Source organism: Pedobacter sp. WC2423 (genome assembly GCF_040822065.1).
GTDB lineage: Bacteria > Bacteroidota > Bacteroidia > Sphingobacteriales > Sphingobacteriaceae > Pedobacter.
This window is the reverse complement of sequence record NZ_CP162005.1, coordinates 5,320,221-5,340,346: the sequence shown is the minus strand read 5'-3', so window position 1 is coordinate 5,340,346 and position 20,126 is coordinate 5,320,221. Positions and strand designations below refer to the sequence as shown.

The following is a 20,126-nucleotide window of genomic DNA, read 5'->3' as shown; positions in this document are numbered from 1 at the left end:
TCGATCCAATTAATCCATATACAGAGAAATAATCACTATTATAAAATAAAATGTAACTTCATTAACACCCCGGTGTCTTATTACAAAAGATAAAGACCAGATGCGTTTCAATTCTACACCTCAAACCACGACACTCCTTATTTACCTGTTTGCCCTGATCAGTCTTACACTTCATCTGATTGGCTTAAATAACTATGGTATTGGCCGGGATGAATTTTTACATATCGCTCTTGGTAACCATCCCGCGGCAGGTTATATGGAAGTCCCCCCCTTTATAGCGTGGATAGCTAAATTTTCCATTACCTTTTTTGGTGACAGCGCTTTTGCAATCAGGATAATCCCCGCTACTTTCGCTGCCTTAACTATACTGACTGCAGGTTTCATCGTTAAAGAAATTGGCGGCAGAAATTTTGCCATCACCATCAACGGTCTTGCACTTTGTTTGTCTCCCGCATTTCTGGCTTCAGGGTACCTGTTACAGCCCGTAGTATTTGATCAGTTCTGGTGGGTGCTCACCTACTTTTTGCTGATTAAATACACCTTTACCCGGCAAAGCAAATATTTACTCTTCCTTGGCCCTGTTATCGGCCTTGGTCTATTAACAAAATATGCAATCCTGTTTGTGATTATTGCAATCATTGCCGGCCTGTTACTCACAGCACAACGAAAATTACTAGTCAAAAAGCAGCTTTATATGGCTGTATTCATTGCATTACTGATTTTCTTGCCGAATATTATCTGGCAATACCTGCACCACTGGCCTGTACTTACCCACATGAAAGAGCTTACAGCAACTCAGTTGGTTCACAATACAGCCATAGGATTTATTAAAGCACAGCTGATCTCTAATGGAACTGCAGTGCTGCTATGGATACCGGGCCTGCTTTTACTGCTCTTTCATAAAAAAATGGCAAACCTCAGGTGGATGGGTTTCAGTTATTTCCTTCTTTTGGCGCTGCTGATTTATTTCAAAGGAAAACCTTATTATGCTTTCGGCGTATACCCCGTATTGTTTGCTTTAAGTGCTTATGGTATTGAGCTTGTAACCCAGCGCACAAATACTTCACTAAAATATGTGATTGCTTTTCTGGTGCTCTTACCAAATGCGGTTTTCATGCCTATGTTTATTCCTATCTTACCCATTGACCGGGCTGTAGTCTATTTCAAATCCCTGCACATGGATGATTTCCTTTATTGGGAAGACGGAAAGAAACACCAGACCACACAAGATTACGGAGATATGTTCGGTTGGGAAGAAATGACTGCAATCACAGCTAAAGCCTATGCTATGATTCCTGAAAATCAACGCAACTCGACTACAATCTTTGTCGAAAATTATGGAGAAGCCGGTGCAATTGACCATCTCGGCAAAAAGTACAAGCTCCCGCCAGTGGTATCCTTAAGCAGTAGTTTTACCCTTTGGGCACCTGAGCGTATTCCTTATCAATGTATTATCTATGTAGATGATAAAGGACAGGTAGAAAAAATTAAACCAGCCTACGCTAAGGCTGAACTGATTGGGACAGTCACCAATAAATTATCCAGAGAATACGAAACAAAAATATGGCTGCTTACAGGGGCAAAGGTCGATATTAACCCGGTTTATCAGTCTGCATTGAAAGAGAAAAGACAATGACAGGATATAAAAATAGCTTGCCGGATATCCTGCAAGCTATTTTTATAAAACATTGAATACTATATCTTATGCAGAGATTGCATTGATAATATCATACTGCGTAATAATTTCAAAATTACCGTTTTCATCTTCAACAAGTACTGCACTGTTCTCTTTATTGATTAATGAAGAAATCTTATCAATTGAAGTGTTCATATCTACAAAAGGGAAAGTAGCAGACATAATCTCTTTTACCGGGGCAGATTTCAACGAAGGATTTTCTAATAATGCTTTCAGGATATCCCCTTCAGCTAATTTACCAACGACCATTCCCTGCTGCGTAACCGGGATCTGAGAAATATTCAGCATATTCATCGTATTGATAGCTTCTACAATCGTTTTTTCACAATCAATAGTTACAATCTCAGATTGCTCTTTTTTGGCCAGAATAGATTTAGCTGTTAACTTTTCGTCTGTAAGGAAACCGCGTTCTCTTAACCAGTCTTCATTATACATCTTACCCATATAACGGCTACCGTGATCATGAAAAATCACCACAACAACATCTTCAGGCTTTAATTTATCTTTTAACTGTAAAAGTCCGGCAATTGCTGAACCAGCAGAGTTACCTACAAATATTCCTTCTTTACGGGCAATATCACGCGTCATTAATGCCGCATCCTTATCCGTTACTTTTTCAAAAAGATCAATAATATCAAAGTTCACGTTTTTAGGAAGAAAATCTTCTCCGATGCCCTCAGTGATATAAGGGTAGATCTCATTTTTATCTAAAATACCGGTCTCTTTGTATTTTTTGAAAACTGATCCATAAGTATCAATTCCCCATACTTTGATATCAGGATTCTGTTCTTTCAAATATTTTCCGGTACCTGATATTGTCCCGCCTGTACCTACACCTACCACCAGGTGTGTAATTTTACCTTCAGTTTGTGCCCAGATCTCTGGCCCTGTCTGCTCATAATGCGCTTCAGTGTTAGCCAGGTTATCATATTGATTAGGTTTCCATGAATTTGGTACCTCACGCTCCAGGCGTGAAGAAACAGAGTAATAAGAACGTGGATCTTCAGGCTCTACGTTAGTAGGACATACGATTACTTCTGCACCAAAAGCACGTAAAGCATCCACTTTTTCCTTAGATTGCTTATCTGTGGTTGTGAAAATACATTTATATCCTTTAATAATAGCAGCCATAGCAAGGCCCATCCCGGTATTTCCGGAAGTTCCTTCAATGATGGTTCCACCAGGTTTAAGCTTACCGCTTTTTTCTGCGTCTTCTATCATCTTTAAAGCCATACGGTCTTTAATAGAGTTACCTGGATTGGTAGTTTCCACCTTAGCCAGTACAGTCGCCTGAATTTCTTTCGTAACGTTATTCAATCGCACCAATGGTGTATTGCCAATAGTTTCTAATATATTATTATACCACATGTTACAAAAGTACGACTTGATTCCTAGAATTTTATTTCTATTAAATATTCGTAATCATATTTTGTATAATTCAATTTAATGAAATTATATTCTGAATTGACTCCAGGAACCCCATCTTCACTTAGCTTTTATATGGCAAAACAGGCTACAACCGGGTGCTAAATCAGCTGATATATCTTTCCGGGAAGCGAAATCAGGACACCTTTCATCTCCAGATTGAGCAAATGAAGTGCAAGCTTACCCTGTTGGATATCAGCTTTTAGTCCAAGTTCATCTATACTTTGCGGAGCCGTTTTAAGGAGATTAATCAGCACGTGCTCTATCCCGGAAAGCCCGCAAGGTAAATTCTCCTGCAGAACAGGGCTGACCGTCTCTGCAGCTTCCCAGCCCATGTAATAAACCAGATCTTTAGCCTCGTTAATCATTCCTGCACGGTTCGTTTTAATCAGAAAATTACAACCCTCACTATATTCATCTGTCGTGCGGCCAGGAAAAGCATAAACTTCTCTGTGATAAGAATTCGCAATTCCGGCAGTAATCAAAGCCCCTCCTTTAATTGCCGCCTCTATGACAACCACTACATCAGCCAGTCCGGCAATAATCCGGTTCCGCTTTGGAAAATTCCCCTTTTCAGGAGTCGAATTCAGCAGAAATTCAGAAAGCAAACCACCCTGTTCAAGCATCTTTTTTGCAATTTGATGATGCGCAGCAGGATAAATACGGTCCAGCCCGTGCCCCAGTACCCCCACAGTTGGAATACCATAAGTTAAGCTTTGCTGGTGTGCCGAGACATCAATTCCATAGGCCAGTCCACTCACAACCAGCACATCATAATGTTGTAACAAAGCAACCAGCTGCTGACAGAGCATTTTCCCATAGGGAGTAGCCCTTCTGGAACCTACAATGCTGACAATCCTGGGATGATTCAAATCAGCCGTGCCCTTATAATATAAAAGTACCGGCGCGTCAGCACATTCCTTTAGTCGTTGCGGATAATTTTCATCTGTGTAAAAAAGGACTTTAACCTGATGTTCTTGCAGTAAGTCTGCATGCTCAGCAGCCAGTTTAAGCGCATCAGACTGAAGAATAGCAGTAATTTTTGAAACGTTTAAACCTTCCACCTCTGCTAATTGTGCCCTGGTGGCAGCAAATATAGCTTCAGGAGTTCCAAAATGGGACAGCAGGTGTTTTGCGGTTACCGGCCCTATAGCTTTAAGCAGGGTCAGTGCGATTTGACAAGTTAAACTCATCGGCTAAATTAATACTTAGCCTACTGATACTGGTAATTTATTATCCCTTAATTAACAAGGGATATAAACCACAAATTTAGTCTCGAAGAAATCTTCTTCAAAATAGGCAGCTAATGGATATAATTCAGCTTTAAGTCTTGATTCTTTAATTTCTTCTTCCAATTCCCCTCCTTTTAAATACAAAATACCGTTGGCAATTGCATTTTTAGAGTTTTTATTGAATTTATCTTTAATCCATGGATAAAAATCTATCAGACGGGTAACTGCGCGGGATACCACGAAATCATATTTATCGTCCACCTGCTCTGCTCTTAAATGAGATGCTTTTACATTTTTCAAGCCCAGTGCAGCAGCAACTTCAGTAACCACCTTAATCTTTTTACCAATAGAATCTACCAGGTGAAACTCTGTTTCAGGAAATAATATTGCTAAAGGAATACCCGGAAAACCGCCTCCAGTACCCACATCAAGGACTTTTTCCCCTGGTTTGAATGTACAGAATTTAGCGATTCCTAAAGAATGCAGGATATGACGCTCATATAATTCTTCAATATCCTTCCTGGAGATCACATTGATCTGCGCATTCCAGAAACTATATAATTCAAACAACTGATCAAACTTTCCGATCTGATCTGCACTGAGATCTTTAAAATACTTTTGTACGAGGGCTGAGGTTATTTCCACTTTACTTTTTTAACAAATATAGACAGAATGCCATTAAACACCAGAAAAATGAAAAGCAGAATATCCAAAACAGGAAACCACCATCTCAAATCAGGGTAATTGAGGCGTTTGAGCAAACGGGGATAAATAAAACTTCTAATGATCAGGCTCAGTGCAAAAACACCACCAGCCAGGTAATTAGCAGGTTTAAAAAACAATAATGCGACAAACAGCGCATAGAACAGAAACTGAAATATAATCTGTACAGATAAAATAAATTTATGTCTGGCTTTGTAGAATTTACCGGCACCAAAATGTCTTTTCTTCTGTCTGAGGTAAGCTGAGAAACTCGTATTTGGCACAGACCACACCTGTGTGCTGCGGTTTAAACGAATTTCTGTATTGCGGGCCGTAGCATGTGCATTCACGAATAAGTCATCATCCCCTGATGGAATGTGCATATGTGCTGCAAAGCCTTTATTCTTAAAAAACAGAGACTTTTTATAGGCCATGTTTCTGCCAACGCCCATATAAGGCATGCCCTGAATAGCAAAAGCCAGGTAATTGACAGCAGTAAAAAAGGTCTCAAAACGGATCAGACTGTTCAATAAACCACGTTTACGGATATAAGGAGAGTATCCAAGTACAATTGCCGTCTCGTCATTTTCCGGCTGCTGCATTCCTGATAACCAGTGCTCTGAAGCAGGTACACAATCTGCATCTGTAAAAACCAGCCACTCATGAGCAGCGGCCTTAATTCCCATGGTTACCGCGAATTTTTTACCGGCAATAAACTTTTCTCCTTCAGCAACTGTCACTACTTTCAGGTGTTTATATTGTGCAACAAAGCCTTTCAATACTTCGCGGGTTTGATCCCAGGAACGATCATTCACTACAATAACCTCAAAATCAGGATAGTCCTGCTGTAAAACTGCAGGTAAATACTGCGTCAGGTTTTCTGCCTCATTCCGCGCGCAAATAATTACGCTCAATGGCCTGGCAGCCTGTGCTGGCAACTCTTCTACTTTAACAAGGGCCAGTTTTAAATGTATAAATAAACTAAAATACAGCTGAACGGCAAAACAAAAAACGAGGGCACCCAGCAGGCAACTCTCTAGTAAGGTTAATTCCACAATGGTTTTTTTGACAAGCGCCAAATTTCTGATTTTTAATCTGTAATGCAGCCATATATTGATAAAAAAATCGAGAACCGGGTGTTTTTTCATACTTTTGCCGAGATTTTTTGAAGCGTACACACATTTATGAAATTTACCTTACAGGCAAACGACCCTCAGTCAAAAGCAAGGGCAGGAACAGTTACTACTGCTCATGGAGATATCCAAACACCGATTTTTATGCCCGTGGGCACCGCAGGAACGGTAAAAGCCGTTCATCAGCGCGAGCTTAAAAATGATATTGATGCACAGATTATTTTAGGAAATACTTATCATTTATACTTGCGGCCAGGACTTGACGTGCTGGAAGGTGCAGGTGGATTGCATAAATTTATAGGCTGGGACCGCCCGATTTTAACAGATAGCGGAGGCTACCAGGTCTATTCTTTAAGTAAAGTCAACAAAATCAAAGAAGAAGGAGTTACTTTCCGTTCACATATTGACGGTTCAAAACACCTTTTCACTCCTGAATATGCAATGGATATTCAACGGACTATCGGTGCTGATATTATTATGGCTTTCGATGAATGTACGCCTTATCCATGTGATTATAAATATGCAGCGAATTCAATTAACATGACTCACCGCTGGTTAAAACGTTGCTGCGCACGTTTTGATACCACTGAGCCTAAATATGGCTTCGATCAAACCTTATTCCCTATAGTTCAGGGATCTGTTTACAAAGACCTGAGAAAGAAATCTGCAGAATTTATTGCTTCCATGGGGCGTGAAGGAAATGCGATTGGCGGCCTTTCGGTAGGAGAGCCAGCAGAAGAAATGTACGGCATGACCGAAGTAGTCTGCGACATTTTACCTGCCGATAAACCACGTTATTTAATGGGTGTGGGTACTCCGATCAATATTTTAGAAAATATAGCGTTAGGAATAGATATGTTCGACTGTGTAATGCCGACCAGAAATGCGAGGAACGGAATGCTTTTCACCAGAAACGGGATCATTAACATTGGCAATAAAAAATGGGCTGATGATTTTTCTCCTATCGATGCAGAAAGTGATTTATACGCTGACCAGGTTTATTCAAAAGCATATCTGAGGCACCTGATGCATTCGAAAGAAATGTTAGGTGCGCAAATTGCAACTTTGCATAACCTCCATTTCTACCTTTGGTTAGTTAAAGAAGCCAGAGAAAAGATCATCAGCGGCGAGTTTTACGCCTGGAAAAACAAAATGGTGACTATATTAGGGAATAAATTATAAATGAATATCCTCAAGGGCAGATTTAAAATTATTGACCGTTATATTATCGGGAAATACCTGGGTACATTCATTTATACCCTGAGTATTTTCGTGGTCATTATCGTAATTTTTGATTTATCAGAAAAAATGGACGACTTCTTAAGAAGTAAGTTGTCTGCCTGGCAGGTTCTTTCCCAATATTACGCAGGTTCTATTCCTTTTTACGTAAACATGCTTTCTCCGCTGATCAACTTCATTGCCGTAATTTTCTTTACCGCAAAAATGGCCGATCAGACTGAGATTGTCCCGATTTTAAGCGGAGGTGTAAGTTTCAATCGTTTTTTACAACCCTATTTCATTTCCGCATTTATCATATTTGCAGCCAATCTGGGTTCCAATTTATATGTTCTCCCCTATACCAATCAGCTCAAGAATACGTTTGAAAACACCTATGTAAAAAAAAATGACCCAACCAGTAAGCTCCAGATTCACATGAAATTAGATAACAATACCTATATCTATATGGAGAGTTTTGAGAATAAAACCAAAACGGGTTACCGTTTTATGCTGGATAATTTCAAAGGTGATGTACTGACTAAAAAGGTAATTGCAGATCAGATTAAATGGGATTCACTAAAACGCAGCTGGAAATTAACCAACTATTCGATCAGAACAATCAACGGGCTGAAAGAAAATATGTTTAAGAGCGTTGATAAGCCTAAAGATACTATTCTGGATATGCGTCCGGATGATTTCTCTGCCTATGATAACATTTATGAGATCTTAACCAATAAGGAGCTTTCTGATAAGATCAAAAAGGAAAAAACCAGGGGTACAGGTATAGAAAATGATTTACTTTTCGAACAATATAAACGTTGGTTACAACCGCTTTCGGCATTTGTATTAACCCTGATTGGAGTCGCGCTTTCTTCCCGTAAGGTAAGAGGAGGTGTTGGCCTGCCTTTAGGCATAGGGATTATTCTGAGTTTCCTTTACATTGTGATGAACCAGTTTGCGAAGATGTTCTCGCTCAAAGGCGGAATCCCACCCCTGCTGGCTGTTCTGATCCCCACTATATTCTTCGGATTACTGGGTCTTTATCTGTTAAAAAAAGCACCTAAATAATGAAACCGCTCTCTCCTTCGGAAATCAACAGAAACCTGCTGATTCTTCATGCTACTGTTTTTATCTGGGGATTCACCGGAATTCTGGGTGCGCTGATCTCTATTGGTTCAGTTGAAATGGTCTGGTACAGGGTATTAATTGCCAGCATCACTTTACTGATCTATTTTAAAGCTACAAAATTCAGTATCAGGGTAACAAAAAAAGAGTTTCTGCAGTTCTTTTTTACTGGCAGTATTGTAGCCCTTCACTGGATTCTTTTCTTTCAGGCCATCAAAGTATCAACAGTATCCGTAACGCTGGTATGCCTCTCCTCTTTCACCTTGTTTACCGCGATCCTTGAACCTGTCATTAAAAGGACCGCGATTCAGCTCAGCGATATCTTTATTGGAATAGTGATCATTTTTGGGATTTATCTGATCTTTCATTTCGAATCCAATTATACAGCGGGCATCATTTTCGGTCTTTCTGCAGCAGTAGCTTCCAGCTTGTTCTCTATCATCAATTCTAACTTTGCACAAAAAAGCGATGCCAAAGTAATTAGCTTTTATGAGCTTTCCGGTGCTTTTTTCTGGATTACCATTTACCGTTTATTTGACCATAGCCTGCTGAATGAAAGTTTCAACCTGAGCGTATCCGACTGGATTTACCTGATGATACTAGGAACGGTCTGTACCGCGCTTGCTTACATTGCCGGGGTCTCTGTGATGCGCACACTGTCTGCTTTCCGCGTTGCACTGATCAGTAATATGGAACCTGTTTACGGGATTATTTTAGCCTTCCTTTTCTTTGGCCACAAAGAGACGATGTCTGCCGGATTTTATATGGGTTCTGCCCTGATTTTAGGCGCTGTATTCTTATATCCAATCTATAAGAAACGCCAGAGTAAAAGTTAATTATCTTCCAGGGTAACCAAATTTCCATTTAAATTTAGCATATAAATTTGTTGATAATTTGTGCGGAATAACTGTATCTTCAGCACAAGGAAAAACATCCATTCAAAAAAACAATTCTTTTAGTACAACAACATAATGCACTATAAAACAAAGAATAATAAATTTATAATCACTGCCTTAATACTACTCATCTCAATTTTTATCACAGATAAAGCCACCGCTCAGATTTTTGGCGGACAGCAGAACCCTTTTGGTGTAAACTGGAGACAAATCAATACCTCAGGATTCCAAATCATTTACCCGGTAGAAATGGAAACTGAAGCACAGCGGATGGCCAATAATATCCGCTACATCTTTCCTAAAGTTGGCCGCAGCCTGAATGTCAGGAAAACCACCATTCCGATTGTATTTCAAAATCAGGGTGTAATTGCAAATGGCTTCGTTCAGCTTGGCCCTAAAAAGTCAGAATTCAACACTACCCCTCCCCAGCAATTTGATAGTCAGGACTGGTTGAATAACCTGGCCGTCCATGAATTGCGTCACGCTGCTCAGTTCGATAAGCTGACTAGTGGCAGGCCTTATCCATTTCCCGAAGAAGTTTACTTCGCATGGATGGGGGTAAGTATCCCTTTATGGTTCTTTGAAGGAGATGCAGTTTCCAATGAAACTTCTCTGACCGATGTGGGACGCGGCAGACAGCCCAACTGGATTATGCCTTACCGGACTGCGCTGCTGCAAGGAAAAAACCTCTCTTACAGTAAAGCAAATTTCGGTTCTCAAAAAGATGTGACACCAGGTTATTATCAGACCGGTTACCTGATGGCTTCTCAAATCAGACAAGCTGCCGGAAAGTTTGTTTTCGACAGCGTATTAACTGATATTAAAGATCGTCCGGTGCGCATTTATCCATTTGCCAAAAGTCTTAAAAAATTCAGTGGCAAAAACGGTAAGCAATGGTACGAATATACTTCGGCAAAAGTCAAAGCAGACTGGGAAAAGCAAGCCCGGCTTAGTCCTGTTAAAGATTATGCGGTATTGAACCGGGAAGCAAAATATGCAACAGACTATTTCCTTCCGGTGAAAATGCCTGACGGAAAAATCCTGGTCCTTAAACAAAGTAAAGCTATGCCAGCAGCGCTGATGCTGATCGATAAAGATAAAAAAGAGCAAAGAATACAAGGAATTGGTCAGCAGGAGCAACCTTGGTTCAGTTACGCAAACGATCTGATCGTCTGGGACGAAGTCAGGCTCGATCCGAGATTTCAACAAAGGAGTTACAGCGTAATCTGTACTTATAACCTGCAAACCAAAAAACTGAATAAGTTAAGTTCCAGATCAAGAATCTTCTCTCCTACCCTTTCTGCGGATGGGTCTAAGATCGTTGCCGTACAAATTGACCTGAGCAATAAAGTAAAATTAATCGTGATGGATGCTGCAAATGGTAAGATCCTCCGGACATATAAGAATCCTGAAAACCTGTTAATCCAAACCCCATCTTTCAACAATGACGGCTCTGTAATTACTTATATCAGTGTCAAAGAAGCAGGTAAAGCACTCTGGACAGTGGATGCTGACGGCAAAACTACTCAACTGATCAGTGAAACTCCGCAACAATTAAGCAGGCCAGTATTCATCGGTGCAAACATCGCCTTTAACGCCCATTACAATGGAATCAACAACATTTACAGTATCAACGTCAATTCTAAAAAAATAAATGCCCTGAGCGCTTCTAAATATGGCGCATTTAATCCTTCGGTAATTAAAGGAACAGACAGTATCTTATTGAATAGCTATAACCTGTTTGGCTATGAAATTGCGCAAACAAAAATTGAGGAACAGCCTGTCGGCAAGGACAATTTTGTCTTCTTTGGCGCAGCTGCCGAAAAACAGGAAAATACAGGCAATGTATTTGATCACATCCCCGACAGCAGTTTTACTTCCGCACCTTACCACAAGTTAGGCCACCTGATCAATGTACACAGTTTAATCCCGGTAATAGAGGATGAATACAAAGGAGGCTTACAATTCAGGTCAAACAACTTATTGAATACTTTTGATGCTTATGCCGGAGTAAACTATCAGCGCGATCTTGGCAGGTTTGAATATAATGCAGGAGCCAGCTTTAAAAGTTTATATCCTATTTTCAACCTGACTTACAGTAACCGGCCGCGCAGAACTTTTTATTCTACAGGGTCAGGTACTAAACAAGGAGACTGGCGGGAGAATTATGTCAGACTGCAGGCAGTTGTTCCCATTAATCTGAGTGCACAAAATCACAATTATAATTTTTCGGTGAATGCAGGAACAAGCTATACGCAAAGATACGATGCGCAGAATTTACCTGCCAATTTTGTCACCGCACTCCGGTTTCCATTAGAAACAGGATTCACCTTTACCCATACCACCAGAACTGCTGAAAGAGATATCGCCCCAAAATGGGCACAGATTTTAAGGTTTTCTTATTATAGCCAGCCTTTCGACAAACAGTTAACCGGAGATTTATTTACAGTAGCAGGTTTTCTTTATTTTCCCGGACTGGCTAAAAACCACTCCTTCCTCGCCAATTTCAATTACCAGGAGGCAACCGGAATCAGGACTTACAATAACGATATCAATACAGTATATGGTTACAACAATATCATGGCGAAAAGCAGGCTTAAAAATACTTTGCTTTTCAATTATCGTTTCCCTCTTTTTTATCCTGATGCAGAAATTGGCCCGCTGGCTTATATCAGAAATGTGAGGGGCGGTATATTCTGTCATTATGAGAATCTGGGTACAGACAGCAATATGTCCCAGCCTAAAACTTATGGATTTGAATTACATGGCAATATGAATCTGCTGCGTTACCAGCCGAATGTTGATTTAGGTACAAGATTTGTGTTTGTAAACAAAGAATATCATCATCATCCTATTTTTGAATTAATTGTTAACTATACTTTCTAAGCTCATGCGTACTAAAACCATCCTGATCATCATTCTCACCGTATTAATCACTATTTTTCTGATGATGAATACAGACGCAGTACAATTCGACTTTATATTCATTAAAAAGGACATTTCTAAATTACTGGTTGTAGGAATATGCACATTTGCTGGTTTCCTGCTGGGATATTGGGCAGGCCGTCCAAGAACTGTCATCAGTACTTATGATAGAAATGAAGACGAAATCCTTCCCGTTAATCCACCTCCTGTAAAAGGCGCTTTGAGTGACGAAGACAGAGATTATATCAGCTAAGCCTTTTTACAATTCAAATACGTCGTTATACCGTGCAATATGGAATCCGTTTTTAAGAACAGTTTTTGTTTGTCCGCTTTGTGGATTCAATAAAGGATTGGTATGGTTCATATGGATAAAATAAATTTTATCTTTTTCCTGTAACGGCAGATTTTTGAACAGTTCCATACTCTCCACCACTAAAGGGTGCGGAATTTCAGCAATTGGTCTGTTGTTCATCTCCGCGGCATCGTAAAATGTAGCATCAATAAACGCATAATCTACCTTCTTGATTTCATCTGCAATATTTTTGTCCCATTTGGACCATTTGTCAATATCCGGGATAAACAATGCTTTTTTATTTGGCCCTTCGATCTGATAACCAACTGTTTCAGAAAACTCATCCCGGTGCGGGACTTTAAAAGCCGTTACTTTAATATTCGAAGACAGCGTATTTGTCTGTCCGTTCTGAACAGGCCTGATGCTGATATTATTCAGGGTAATCAGTTGGCTCCACGGCCCGTTATGTTCCAGAAAATACTTCATTTTTGGCATAGCATAAACGGGTACTTGTCTGGAGTTCAAAGCTTCCCTGCCCAGATACATTAAACCTGTGTAATGACCCATATGTGCATGTGTGATAAAAATACCGTCAGGAACTTCTTTAGCACCAAATTCAGCGGCATTTTTTAAAGCTTTCGACTGAAAAGTAAAATCCGGGGTAGCATCAAATAACCAGGTTAATTTATGCTCCGGATCAATGACCCCCAAAGAGGAAACCATACGGGTTGGGTCTGGATTAATGAACAATTTTTCACAACACGTCTTCATACAGCCAATATGTGGCGAGCCACCATCCTGCACATTACCCAATACAATCAGAGATGGGGTAACAATTTTTAATTTATCTTGCGGATGGATGATAGACTGTCCATTTGCCTGAATAAAAATTAGTGAAAGCAGTACTATAGCAGCTGATATTTTCATAGTTTCGCCAAAGTAAATAAAAATAATTATTTAACCTATGTCCCACAGAGTATACCTGTATAACACCAGCGAACCAGATGCCTATAATGAGCAAAGCATAGAAATGATGGAATGGGGATATGAACTTTCTATTCTGCTTCATCCATTATTAGTTAGTGACGGCCGTATTATTGCAGACGGGAGCTTTGATGTACATCTTAGTTTTAATCCGGAGGAACCAGAAGATAGCCCTGTTCTTTTTTACCACGCTGAAGCAGGTATAGCAAACTTCAAAAGATTCTACAACTTCATCGAAAAGCATCAGGATGAATTAATTGCTCATACAGAAGCTTTTCAACTCGCTAAAGAACGTCTTTTTAATTATCTGGATGGCTTGGATCAGCCTTATTTCCTGCTCAATGCTTCTGATGTATTTAACATGAGCGACGAAACCCATGGCGATCAGGCACAGGAATGGCTGGAAAACATCAGGTATAACAATGCAATTCTCACCAATGCGATGGACACTGATGATTGCTCGCAGTTAAATCTTTCTTTGGCCTCCGGATTCACGGGCCAGGGTTTCACAAATTTCAAAGAACTGCTGAATTACGAAGGATTTGATTATGGATGGGCAATGATTGATCATCCTGCACCCGCAGATACTGAGATTTTTGAAGAAAATGGACTGAAAGGTTTAAAAGATGGAGCAGGAAAAATCATAATTGCTCCGGTTTATGAGCACATTTATGATTTTAGCTATGATGATATTGCTGTGGTCTCCACAGGCGGTAAGTTCGGCTATGTAAACAAAAGTGGTCAGGAATTTATAAAGCTTCAATTTGATGACGCCTTTGATTTTGAAGAGGATTATGCTGCTGTAGTCAAAGCAGGCCAATATGGCTTAATTGATAAAAAAGGATTGGTTGTTCTTGATTTCCAATATCAGGATCTGACAGATATACTTTCAGACGGCCGCTATTTCACGGCCAGGTTAAATGATCAATGGGGAGTCGTTGATATAAAAAATACAATCCTCATTCCTTTTGAGCATGAAGAGCCTGTAACCTCCGACGATTACGGATCAACCTTTATGATTCCTGTTCCGGATAAAGAGACAAAATTAATCTATACTAACCGTTTTATAAGGCTAACTGAAGGCAGCCCGCAATGGGTGAACAGCTTCAATATCCCAGGGGAATCCTATCTCTATGAACTTATCAAAAGCGAAAACACAACAGAGAATTTATTATACAATGATCAGGCACAACTGCTGATCAGCGGCTATGAAAAGATAAAAGAGAATCTCTACACCATTTTCATCCTTAGAAAGCAGAAAAAACAAGGCTTAATCGATTATAAAGGGCAACTGCTTCTTGGTTTCGATTATGATAAAATTGAAAAACTTGACCTGGTTTTAAACGAACCAATTCAGCTTTTATATCCGGCAATACCTGATGAAGCGAAGGATGAATACTGCACATTTCTAAAAATCAAGAAAGGTAAGAAATATGGAATTTATCTTTCAGTGGGTAATTTTAATCAGCAAATCACTGAACTGTGCTACGACCAGATCAATGTATTGAATCAGACTACCCTTGCTGTTCAGCAAAATGGTTTATGGGGTGTGATCAATGCATTCGGAAAATCCGGGTCACCTGTTAGCTATGATTTTATCATCAGCAGCAATGATCACGAAGACTCTTGTTATGCTTATAAAGACAATCAGGTCTATTTGATTAATCAAGATACGATCACAGATGCCGACCCGCAAATATTGCAGGATTATATTGATTCCAATAGTGCATATGAGTTTTACTATTTCAATGCAGATCAGGCTATTCAGCTTCAAGCCTTCATCAATAAAAATCTTCCTCCGGGAGATTCGCTTTATAAACTGGCAAAAGCATTGCTGGCAACAGGAAAAAAAGCGGATATAGCAAAAGCTGTCAAACTTTTTCAGGAGGCCGTAACACTGAATCATGCGTATTCGATGAATGATCTGGCTCTTATCTATGAAGATGCAGATGACCTTTATCCGGAATATAAAAACGAAGAAGCATCCTTCCAATTATTTCTGAGCTCAGCAAAAGCAGGTTCTGTTGTGGGAATGTACAACACAGGTATTTGTTATTCGGCTGGTATGGGAATTCCGCCGGACGAGTTGCAAATGTGTTATTGGTATACACAGGCCTTTGAAGCAGGTTACCAGCCAGCAGCTTTTAAGCTCGCAACCTATTACTATGACGTTTTGCCAAGAACCCCTGAAAATTACGAACTGGCTTTAAAGTATTATCTGATAGCAGAAAAAGAAGATGAAAACGTGAATGTCGAATTAGCCTGGCTATATAACCATCTTGGCGACACCGCTAAAGCATTGCCTTATTTAGTGAAGGCAGCTGCCGATAATGAAAGTTATGCGCATTGGCAGCTCGGTACTTATGCACAGGATGGGATAGAAATGAAAGTCAATATCCCACTGGCCATTGACCGCTATAAAAAAGCAGCAGAATCAGGTTATGAAGAAGCCAACCTGAATTTATATGAGGTTTACACGTATGTACCTGGTTTTGAAAACAAGATTTTAGCAGAAGAATACAAAGAAAAAGTAAAAGCATCAGGATTTGAGATCCCGGTAGCCAGACAAAGCCTTCTGGATAAATTTATCAATATATTCAGAGGCAAAAAGTAGTGTGCAGAGGGTAAAAAATAGTTATCCTTCAAAAATCAAGGATAACTATTTAATATTTTGTTTAGCTCAATGCCTGCTCAATATCAGCAATAATATCATTGATATGTTCCAGCCCGATAGAAAGGCGGACAGTTCCCTGTTCAATACCCACCTGCAACCTTTCTTCTTCAGTCAGTTTCGCATGCGTACTTGTTGCCGGATGGGTAGCAATAGAACGGGTATCGCCAAGATTCGCTGAAATAGAAAACATCTTCAGTTTATCCATAAAGCTTCCTGCTGCTGTTACACCACCATTAATCGTTAATGTTACAATACCACCACCCAGCTTCATTTGCTTTTTAGCAATATCATATTGCGGATGTGAAGGTAAAAACGGATACCTGACCTGTTTAACTTGAGGATGTGCTTCTAAAAATTCAGCTACTTTTAAAGCACTTTCACAATGTCTGTCCATACGAACAGCCAGTGTTTCTAAACTCTTGGAAAGTATCCATGCATTAAATGGTGACATCGCCGGCCCGCTATGTCTTGCGAAACCTTCAATTTGTCTGATCAGTTTATCAGAGCCCAAAATCACACCACCTAAAGTACGTCCCTGTCCATCAATAAATTTCGTGGCAGAGTGTATAGAAATATCAGCACCATATTTTAGTGGCTGCTGTAAATATGGAGTTGCAAAACAGTTATCAACGATCAGTAATATATTATGTTTTTTAGCCAGCTGGCCAATCCATTCTAAATCGATAATATCAATTCCGGGATTAGAAGGTGTTTCCACAAAAATTACTTTAGTATTTGGCTGAATACCATTTTCCCATTGTTCTTTTTTATCCAGGTCAGCATAAGTATAGGAAATATTCCATTTAGGAAAAATCCCATTCAACAGCTGGTGAGAAGAACCGAAAACAGAACGGCTTGATAAAATATGATCTCCTGCACTCAGAAAAGTAGCAAAAGTGGTAAAAATAGCAGCCATACCTGTAGCAGTTACCCAACCCGTTTCAGCACCCTCCAGCGCTGCCATCTTTTCAATCAGCTCTGAAGTATTAGGATTGGCATAACGGCTATAAACATTTCCTTCTTTTTCATTCGCAAACAAGGCGCGCATCTCTTCGGAGTCGTCAAACTTATAACTTGAAGTTAAGTAAAGGGGTACTGAATGTTCTTTATACTGACTGCGTTCAGTTTGCAAACGGATGGCCAGGGTTTCAAAATTATCTTCTTGCATGTTATTAATTATGGATAGTATATGAAAAGTTGATGGTCGCTGAACGGCCCAGAATATTTGAAACCGAACAGTACTTATCAAAAGTCAGGGCTAAAGCTCTTTCCACCTTTTGTTCATTCAGGTTTCCGTAAAGCTCAAAATGGATATCAATTACCTCAAAAACCGGAGGGACTTCTTCCTCCTTACGAGTGGCATTTATTTTAATTTTAATATCGTTGAGTGGTTCTTTCTGCTTGGTCAGTACATTCACCACATCAATCCCGCTGCATCCACCTAAGCCAACCAGTAACATTTCCATAGGCCTGAAACCTTTACCTTCCCCGCCTATCTTAGGATTTGCATCCAGTTCGACTGTTTTTCCTCCCGAATTTTCGGCTTCAAAATTGAATAAACCGCTCTTACGTATTAAGTTGATTTCCATTGCTAGCTTAAATATTATAAAACACTTGATTATCTTTTTCCAGTTGCGGTAAGGTGACTGCCTGCTCAAATATCGCAAATACACTTGAACCACTGCCACTCATTAACGCAAATTTTGCACCCGCATGATAAAGCTGCTCTTTTATCCGGGCAATTTCAGGATATTTAGAGAAAACAGTATGCTCAAAATCATTTTTCAATGATTTTCTCCATTCACTTACAGGAAGTTGAATCAGTTCCTTCAATCCGGTTTCCGGAAAAGCAGGCTGCAATGTACCGAAGGCTGCTGCTGTAGAAACATGTACCGGAGGTTTGACCAAAACTATGAAATATCCGGACAGATCCAGACTTATTGCAGCAAACCGGTCTCCTTTTTCTGTAGCAAACACAGGTTCATTCCTGATAAAGAAAGCACAATCAGCACCCAGAATTCTCGCATAATCCTCCATTGCCGTTATGGTCAGACCTAATTTAAACTTAGTATTCAACAACTTAATCAGAAATGCAGCATCAGCTGACCCTCCGCCCAGACCAGCACCCACTGGAATATGCTTTAATAAAGTGAGTTGCTGGGCAGGGATATCAAAATCTTTCTGAATCAGGTTAAACGCTTTCAAACAGATATTATCAGTCATTTCACCAGGAATATCAATCCCTCTGATCTGGCAGGAAACCTTCGCAGCATCAGTGATTTCTACTACATCATATAGCCTTACCGGATAAAAAACTGTTTCCAGATTATGATATCCGTCAGCTCTTTTTTCAATAACATTTAAGCCGAGATTTATTTTGGCATTTGCAAATGCGAGCATTGGCGTGTTTTTAAAGGTATGGATCGCAAACTTACAAAAGGAAGGAATATTCTGCCCTATTATATTCGCCTATTTTTTACATTATTTGTTTTAGTTTTGTATTTTAAGCGAAATTATCCTCCAACATGAAACAATATCTGGACTTAATGCAATACGTGCTGGACCATGGGGCACAGAAACACGACCGGACGGGAACAGGGACCATCAGTACATTTGGCTATCAGATGCGTTTTAACCTTCAGGAAGGTTTTCCTATGGTGACCACAAAAAAATTACACCTTAAATCAATCATCCACGAGCTGATCTGGTTTTTAAAAGGTGATACCAACATCAAATATCTCAAAGACAATAACGTCAGAATATGGGATGAATGGGCAGATGAAAATGGGAATTTAGGCCCTGTTTATGGCTCACAGTGGCGGTCATGGCCAACACCAGACGGCAGGCTGATCGATCAGATCAGCAATATCATCCATACCCTCAAAACGAATCCGGATTCAAGAAGGATTATTGTTTCCGCATGGAATGTAGCCGATATTGACCAGATGGCTCTTCCTCCATGTCATGCACTCTTTCAATTTTATGTGGCCGATGGCAAATTAAGCTGTCAGCTTTATCAGCGCAGTGCAGATATATTTTTAGGTGTACCCTTTAATATTGCTTCTTATGCCCTGCTCACGATGATGGTTGCCCAGGTATGTAATCTTGAATATGGTGAGTTCATCCACACTTTGGGCGATGCACACTTATATAATAATCATATGGAACAGGCAAAACTGCAATTAAGCAGGGATACCAAAACTTTACCTGTCATGGAAATCAATCCGGAAGTCAAAGACATTTTCAGTTTCAAATTTGAAGACTTTAACCTGAAAAACTACGAACCACATCCGCACATTAAAGGAGCTGTTGCCGTATGATCGTCTCTATCATTGTTGCCATTGCTGAAAATAATGGAATAGGAAAGAATAATCAACTGTTATGGCACCTGCCAGGAGATCTGAAACACTTTAAGACTACCACCAGCGGCCATACGGTGATCATGGGCCGCAAAACATTCGATTCTGTAGGTAAACCGCTTCCAAATCGCCGCAACATTGTCATTACCCGCGAAACCGGTCTGGAAATACCAGGGGCAGAAGTGGTTCATACACTGGAAGCAGCCATTGCGCTTTGCGACCCTGACGAAGAAGTGTTTATTGTAGGCGGCGCACAGATCTATAAAATGGCAATGGATATCACCGATAAAATTTATCTGACGGTTGTTAAAGGCCATTTTGATGCAGATACATTTTTTCCGGCCATAGACCCGGATAGCTGGAAAGAGGAAAGCAGCAACAGCTACGGGCCGGACGAAAAAAACAACATTGGTTATACAATTTCAACTCTTGTTCGAAAATAGTTCCCAAACCTCAATAAATATT

At 40.0% G+C, this 20,126-nt stretch carries 17 protein-coding genes; 9 read left to right on the top strand and 8 right to left on the bottom strand.

Annotated features, from left to right (window positions below; all coding sequences use genetic code 11):
• Nucleotides 1-100 precede the first annotated feature (100 nt).
• A complete protein-coding gene (locus tag AB3G38_RS22440) occupies nt 101-1,636 on the top strand; it encodes a glycosyltransferase family 39 protein (protein WP_367865932.1) in 1,536 nt (511 codons plus the stop codon).
• A gap of 66 nt (nt 1,637-1,702) precedes the next feature.
• On the opposite strand, the gene AB3G38_RS22435 is transcribed toward AB3G38_RS22440, so the two are convergent.
• The 4 genes from AB3G38_RS22435 to AB3G38_RS22420 form a co-directional block, all read right to left on the bottom strand.
• The gene (locus AB3G38_RS22435; RefSeq protein WP_183887431.1) at nt 1,703-3,064 is read right to left on the bottom strand and encodes a pyridoxal-phosphate dependent enzyme; all 1,362 of its coding nucleotides are present in this window, start codon (nt 3,062-3,064) and stop codon (nt 1,703-1,705) included.
• Between the two features lie 158 nt (nt 3,065-3,222).
• On the bottom strand, nt 3,223-4,314 hold the full coding sequence (dprA, locus tag AB3G38_RS22430) for a DNA-processing protein DprA (RefSeq protein ID WP_367865931.1): 1,092 nt from the start codon (nt 4,312-4,314) through the stop codon (nt 3,223-3,225).
• A gap of 51 nt (nt 4,315-4,365) precedes the next feature.
• On the bottom strand, nt 4,366-4,998 hold the full coding sequence (rsmG, locus tag AB3G38_RS22425) for a 16S rRNA (guanine(527)-N(7))-methyltransferase RsmG (RefSeq protein WP_367865930.1): 633 nt from the start codon (nt 4,996-4,998) through the stop codon (nt 4,366-4,368).
• Nucleotides 4,989-6,203: a glycosyltransferase gene (locus AB3G38_RS22420; RefSeq protein ID WP_367865929.1), complete on the bottom strand. Its 1,215-nt coding sequence runs from the start codon at nt 6,201-6,203 to the stop codon at nt 4,989-4,991. Before AB3G38_RS22420 ends, rsmG begins: the two co-directional genes overlap by 10 nt.
• A gap of 36 nt (nt 6,204-6,239) precedes the next feature.
• Between AB3G38_RS22420 and tgt the strand changes: the two genes are divergently transcribed.
• The 5 genes from tgt (at nt 6,240) to AB3G38_RS22395 (ending at nt 12,605) form a co-directional block, all read left to right on the top strand.
• Nucleotides 6,240-7,370, top strand: coding sequence for a tRNA guanosine(34) transglycosylase Tgt (gene tgt / locus AB3G38_RS22415; protein ID WP_367865928.1), 1,131 nt, complete (start codon nt 6,240-6,242; stop codon nt 7,368-7,370).
• Nucleotides 7,371-8,474 carry an LptF/LptG family permease gene (locus AB3G38_RS22410; RefSeq protein ID WP_367865927.1) on the top strand — a complete coding sequence of 368 codons (1,104 nt, stop codon included), beginning with the start codon at nt 7,371-7,373 and terminating at the stop codon, nt 8,472-8,474.
• On the top strand, nt 8,474-9,367 hold the full coding sequence (locus AB3G38_RS22405; protein WP_367865926.1) for a DMT family transporter: 894 nt from the start codon (nt 8,474-8,476) through the stop codon (nt 9,365-9,367). Before AB3G38_RS22410 ends, AB3G38_RS22405 begins: the two co-directional genes overlap by 1 nt.
• Before the next feature lie 135 nt (nt 9,368-9,502).
• Nucleotides 9,503-12,313 carry a TolB family protein gene (locus AB3G38_RS22400; protein ID WP_367865925.1) on the top strand — a complete coding sequence of 937 codons (2,811 nt, stop codon included), beginning with the start codon at nt 9,503-9,505 and terminating at the stop codon, nt 12,311-12,313.
• A gap of 4 nt (nt 12,314-12,317) precedes the next feature.
• A complete protein-coding gene (locus AB3G38_RS22395; RefSeq protein ID WP_367865924.1) occupies nt 12,318-12,605 on the top strand; it encodes a LapA family protein in 288 nt (95 codons plus the stop codon).
• Nucleotides 12,606-12,611: 6 nt separating this feature from the next.
• Here AB3G38_RS22395 and AB3G38_RS22390 read toward each other — a convergent pair whose 3' ends face one another.
• Nucleotides 12,612-13,571 carry an MBL fold metallo-hydrolase gene (locus tag AB3G38_RS22390; RefSeq protein ID WP_367865923.1) on the bottom strand — a complete coding sequence of 320 codons (960 nt, stop codon included), beginning with the start codon at nt 13,569-13,571 and terminating at the stop codon, nt 12,612-12,614.
• Between the two features lie 37 nt (nt 13,572-13,608).
• On the opposite strand from AB3G38_RS22390, the gene AB3G38_RS22385 reads away from it, so the two are divergent.
• Nucleotides 13,609-16,242, top strand: a complete 2,634-nt coding sequence (locus tag AB3G38_RS22385) for an SEL1-like repeat protein (protein ID WP_367865922.1) — start codon at nt 13,609-13,611, stop codon at nt 16,240-16,242.
• A 61-nt stretch (nt 16,243-16,303) separates the two neighbouring features.
• Here the strand turns inward: AB3G38_RS22385 and AB3G38_RS22380 are convergent, their stop codons facing one another.
• Genes AB3G38_RS22380 through ispE form a run of 3 tightly spaced genes read right to left on the bottom strand, consistent with a single transcriptional unit; the run spans nt 16,304 to nt 18,702 of the window.
• Nucleotides 16,304-17,470: a PLP-dependent aspartate aminotransferase family protein gene (locus tag AB3G38_RS22380; RefSeq protein ID WP_367865921.1), complete on the bottom strand. Its 1,167-nt coding sequence runs from the start codon at nt 17,468-17,470 to the stop codon at nt 16,304-16,306.
• Between the two features lie 4 nt (nt 17,471-17,474).
• Complete coding sequence (locus AB3G38_RS22375) at nt 17,475-17,891, bottom strand: OsmC family protein (RefSeq protein WP_367865920.1); 417 nt, start codon at nt 17,889-17,891, stop codon at nt 17,475-17,477.
• 7 nt (nt 17,892-17,898) lie between these two features.
• Nucleotides 17,899-18,702 carry a 4-(cytidine 5'-diphospho)-2-C-methyl-D-erythritol kinase gene (gene ispE, locus AB3G38_RS22370; protein WP_367865919.1) on the bottom strand — a complete coding sequence of 268 codons (804 nt, stop codon included), beginning with the start codon at nt 18,700-18,702 and terminating at the stop codon, nt 17,899-17,901.
• Nucleotides 18,703-18,827: 125 nt separating this feature from the next.
• On the opposite strand from ispE, the gene AB3G38_RS22365 reads away from it, so the two are divergent.
• Together AB3G38_RS22365 and AB3G38_RS22360 are read left to right on the top strand one after the other, a co-directional pair.
• On the top strand, nt 18,828-19,622 hold the full coding sequence (locus AB3G38_RS22365) for a thymidylate synthase (protein WP_367865918.1): 795 nt from the start codon (nt 18,828-18,830) through the stop codon (nt 19,620-19,622).
• Nucleotides 19,619-20,104: a dihydrofolate reductase gene (locus tag AB3G38_RS22360; protein ID WP_367865917.1), complete on the top strand. Its 486-nt coding sequence runs from the start codon at nt 19,619-19,621 to the stop codon at nt 20,102-20,104. The genes AB3G38_RS22365 and AB3G38_RS22360 overlap by 4 nt, the downstream gene beginning before the upstream one ends.
• Nucleotides 20,105-20,126: the final 22 nt, after the last annotated feature.

Coding starts and splice junctions, on each gene's coding strand:
- AB3G38_RS22395 (WP_367865924.1), top strand. CDS start 12,318: ATGCGTACTAAAACCATCCTGATCATCATTCTCACCGTATTAATCACT.
- AB3G38_RS22390 (WP_367865923.1), bottom strand. CDS start 13,571: ATGAAAATATCAGCTGCTATAGTACTGCTTTCACTAATTTTTATTCAG.
- AB3G38_RS22375 (WP_367865920.1), bottom strand. CDS start 17,891: ATGGAAATCAACTTAATACGTAAGAGCGGTTTATTCAATTTTGAAGCC.
- AB3G38_RS22380 (WP_367865921.1), bottom strand. CDS start 17,470: ATGCAAGAAGATAATTTTGAAACCCTGGCCATCCGTTTGCAAACTGAA.
- AB3G38_RS22440 (WP_367865932.1), top strand. CDS start 101: ATGCGTTTCAATTCTACACCTCAAACCACGACACTCCTTATTTACCTG.
- AB3G38_RS22435 (WP_183887431.1), bottom strand. CDS start 3,064: ATGTGGTATAATAATATATTAGAAACTATTGGCAATACACCATTGGTG.
- ispE (WP_367865919.1), bottom strand. CDS start 18,702: ATGCTCGCATTTGCAAATGCCAAAATAAATCTCGGCTTAAATGTTATT.
- dprA (WP_367865931.1), bottom strand. CDS start 4,314: ATGAGTTTAACTTGTCAAATCGCACTGACCCTGCTTAAAGCTATAGGG.
- AB3G38_RS22360 (WP_367865917.1), top strand. CDS start 19,619: ATGATCGTCTCTATCATTGTTGCCATTGCTGAAAATAATGGAATAGGA.
- AB3G38_RS22405 (WP_367865926.1), top strand. CDS start 8,474: ATGAAACCGCTCTCTCCTTCGGAAATCAACAGAAACCTGCTGATTCTT.
- AB3G38_RS22400 (WP_367865925.1), top strand. CDS start 9,503: ATGCACTATAAAACAAAGAATAATAAATTTATAATCACTGCCTTAATA.
- AB3G38_RS22385 (WP_367865922.1), top strand. CDS start 13,609: ATGTCCCACAGAGTATACCTGTATAACACCAGCGAACCAGATGCCTAT.
- AB3G38_RS22420 (WP_367865929.1), bottom strand. CDS start 6,203: ATGAAAAAACACCCGGTTCTCGATTTTTTTATCAATATATGGCTGCAT.
- AB3G38_RS22410 (WP_367865927.1), top strand. CDS start 7,371: ATGAATATCCTCAAGGGCAGATTTAAAATTATTGACCGTTATATTATC.
- AB3G38_RS22365 (WP_367865918.1), top strand. CDS start 18,828: ATGAAACAATATCTGGACTTAATGCAATACGTGCTGGACCATGGGGCA.
- tgt (WP_367865928.1), top strand. CDS start 6,240: ATGAAATTTACCTTACAGGCAAACGACCCTCAGTCAAAAGCAAGGGCA.